The organism is Bacillus sp. JJ1764 (assembly GCF_036962145.1).
Classification (GTDB): Bacteria; Bacillota; Bacilli; order Bacillales; family Cytobacillaceae; genus Neobacillus.
In genome coordinates this window covers 13,429-16,863 of record NZ_JBALNY010000071.1, presented here as the reverse complement: position 1 = coordinate 16,863, position 3,435 = coordinate 13,429, and the positions used below count along the sequence as shown (strand labels likewise).

General features: G+C 35.5%; 3 protein-coding genes. All 3 read left to right on the top strand.

The features are described from left to right. The first annotated feature begins 197 nt into the window (after nucleotides 1–197). The 3 genes from V7083_RS11660 to V7083_RS11650 all read left to right on the top strand — a co-directional run bounded on the left by V7083_RS11660 (nucleotide 198) and on the right by V7083_RS11650 (nucleotide 3,314). On the top strand, nucleotides 198–638 hold the full coding sequence (locus V7083_RS11660; RefSeq protein ID WP_335477850.1) for a cell wall hydrolase: 441 nt from the start codon (nucleotides 198–200) through the stop codon (nucleotides 636–638). A gap of 178 nt (nucleotides 639–816) precedes the next feature. After that, nucleotides 817–2,007: a macrolide family glycosyltransferase gene (locus V7083_RS11655; protein WP_335477848.1), complete on the top strand. Its 1,191-nt coding sequence runs from the start codon at nucleotides 817–819 to the stop codon at nucleotides 2,005–2,007. A 176-nt stretch (nucleotides 2,008–2,183) separates the two neighbouring features. Next, nucleotides 2,184–3,314, top strand: coding sequence for a sensor domain-containing diguanylate cyclase (locus V7083_RS11650; RefSeq protein WP_335477847.1), 1,131 nt, complete (start codon nucleotides 2,184–2,186; stop codon nucleotides 3,312–3,314). Nucleotides 3,315–3,435 lie beyond the last annotated feature (121 nt).

Below are 3,435 nucleotides of genomic sequence, written 5' to 3'. Positions count from 1 at the left end.
AACGTAGAGACCGTCTATATTCCCATATTTATGAATTCAGCATCAACGTTGGAAACGTAGTGGGGTTCCGTAGTATTGATCCTTCCAACAAAGTGTTTTCATTTAATAGGAAATATATTAACAACAAACCATATGTAGTAAATAAACAAAGACATCAATGCAGGCTTTTTTTCATACTATATGTTGGAGGTGGAAAAATGCCGAGAGTAAGTTACCGAAGTTCAGATGTTGATTTAATGGCAAGGATGATGAGAGCAGAAGCCGAAGGTGAAGGAAAACAGGGGATGTTATATGTTGGTAACGTCATAGTGAATCGCCTTGTAGCTAATTGTTTAGATTTTAAAGGTTTAAGAACAGTAAACCAAGTTATTTATCAAGTACAAGGAGGAAATTTTTCCTTTGAAGCAGTTCAAAAAGGCAATGTTTTTTATCAAAGAGCACGAACTGCGGAAAGAAGATTAGCCAGACAGAATTTGGAGTATTGGAGACAACACCCAGGGAAATATGCCCTTTGGTATTTTAATCCACATGCCCCATGTCCTCCGACTTGGTACGGTCAACCACAATCCGGTCAATTTAAAAATCATTGTTATTATGAACCAAAAGCGGGAACATGTGATAGTGTTTATAGTGGTTAAGCTTGCTCATTGAGTAAGCTTTTTATTTTATGTTTCAGTCGGTTAAAATAGAAAGCAGTGTAATTTCAATTTTAGAAAAGCACTGCTTATTTTTTTACCCTATCTAGACAAAGAATCCTTAAAATAATAGTTAGATATCATGCTTTACAATAGAAATTTTTGTAAAGGAGTCGTTACCATGGCAAGAGTTTTATTTATAAATAGTGGATCAGAAGGGCATGTAAATCCAACCATAGGATTGGTACAAGAACTGATTAAGCGAGGCGAGGAGGTTGTATATTTTACAATCGAAGAGTTTCGAGAGCGATTAGAAAAAACAGGGGCAACTGTAAGAACGATTGATGCCCAAAGGTTTATAAAAGCCTTTATCTCTGGCGGGAGAAGTAATTTTCTCGAAAGAATCAATGGTTTGCTGCATACGGCAGATATTGTGATACCAAGTGTTTTGGAACAAATTGAAGGAGAGCAGTTTGATTATATCCTTCACGATTCTATGTTTGGTTGTGGTCGCTTACTCTCTCAAATTCTAAAGTTACCTGCTATAAATTCTTGTACTACTTTTGCAGAGTCGGAAGCATCATTCCATAACAAGCTCAAGCAGCTTTCGAAAAATATTCCCGCAGAAACTTTCCGTGAATATCAAAGGTTGGTCGAAAGGGTGGAGGAGAAATATGGTGTGCAGATCGATTCTCCTTATGAAGTATTTTGTAACCCTGCAAGGCTTACCATTGTCTACACCATCAGGGGCTTTCAACCATTTGAAGAAGAATTTGATCAAACCTATAAATTTGTAGGTCCATCGATCACTCCAAGGCAGACGCAAGAAAACGTTGATTTAACGACAATCATGGAAAAAAATCCAATTTACATATCTTTAGGAACTGTCTTTAATCAAGAGATTGAATTTTATAAGCTATGTGTCGTGGCATTTGGCAACACAGAACATCCTGTGGTCATGTCGATTGGGAATAAAACTCAAGCTTCTGATTTGGGGGATATACCTAAAAACTTTATTGTAAAAAATTATGTTCCGCAAACAGAGGTACTAGAATACGCTAAATTATTTATCACTCATGGTGGAATGAACAGTGTCCACGAAAGCCTCTATTACGGAGTACCGCTGATTGTCTTCCCGCAGAGCGCAGATCAACCGTTTATTGCCGAACAAGTTGCCGAAATTGGAGCTGGAATTCAATTACAAATGCAAGAGTTGACGCCAAAGCAGTTGCGTGAAGCTGCAGAATATGTGATAAACCAACCTTCTTTCCAAAAAGCTGCGGTACAAATGAGGGAATCCTTACTAAGGTCAGGTGGATATCAGCAGGCTGTAAATGAGATTTTTGAATTTAAAAGGCAATATAACATCTAAGAGAGCAATTTTGTTTTAGCCAAAACATGGAAAGGCCTCTTAAGGTTTCATTTAATAGAATGTCAAAAAAAAGACATTGGTTTTAAACATTGAATACATTACACTATAAAATAAACCATCAATTGGAATGTTTTTACGTTTTTTAACTGATTATCTTGGGGTGAGAGGAAAGCAAAATGGGATTTAATCATGGGATAATCGATTTTTTTCTTTTTACGTTGTTGTTAGTATTTTTTTCACTCTATATCAAAAGTAAATGGGACAACCTTAGGAAAACACCAGTGACTTTGAAATCAAGAATCAAGATCATTGATAGTTTGATTATTTCTTACAATAATAAGGTTCATAGAAATGAACTTGAGAAAAATTATCTGGATACGCTTAAAGATCTTCAAGATTTAAAATTTGCATTAGACGAGTCAAACCTAGTGCAGATTGTTGACAAAAATGCCAATGTTTTATATGCCAATGAAAAATTTTGCCGTCTCTCTGAATATTCGTACGAAGAACTAAAGGGAAAAAACATGAGAATGTTGAACAGTGATTATCACACAAAAGAGTTTTTTAAAGACCTTTGGGATACTGTTTCCCAAGGAAAAGTATGGAACGGAGAAATGCGAAATAAAACAAAAAGCGGTAAATATTTTTGGGTTTATACAACGATTGTTCCATTTTTGGATAAAAATAATCAGCCATTTCAATATATTGTTATTCGCAATGACATAACCAAAAGCAAAGAAAATGAGAAAAAGCTGGAATACTTATCAAATGTGGACGGCTTAACAGCTCTTTATAACCGTAGATACTTTGATAAAATTCTTAATGAGTATATAGCCTCTTCTCTTCAAAAACGAGAGCCCCTTTCCGTAATTTTATTCGATGTGGATTATTTTAAATGTTACAACGATCACTATGGACATGTATTAGGTGATCAGTGTTTGATTACTATATCAAACCGAGTGAAAGACTTAATGAATTCATATGAGTCTATCTGTGCAAGATATGGGGGAGAGGAATTTGCGATCATCCTTCCTCAAAAAGATTCAAATGAGGCATGTTTTATAGCTGAGAGGATCCGATTAGAAATTGAAAATTTACATATCCCTCACGAAAGATCTAAAATAAATAGATCGGTAACTTTGAGTTTAGGCGTGGCCTCCATCATCCCAAATCAAATTACTAAATCATGTCAACTATTAGATCTTGCGGATAAAGCTCTATATCAAGCGAAGAAACTGGGGAGAAATAGGGTTGCTCAATATGCAGATCTTAATTTGAACCTCCATGTAGAAGCGACCACAATATAACTCAAAAGAATCTGGAAAATGTACAACCGTTACATCTTTCTTGGTTCTTTTTTATTGGCTATGTTAAAGAATACTGATGATTTAAAACCCTGTTGATCGGAGTGGAAGGCACGAAGACTCC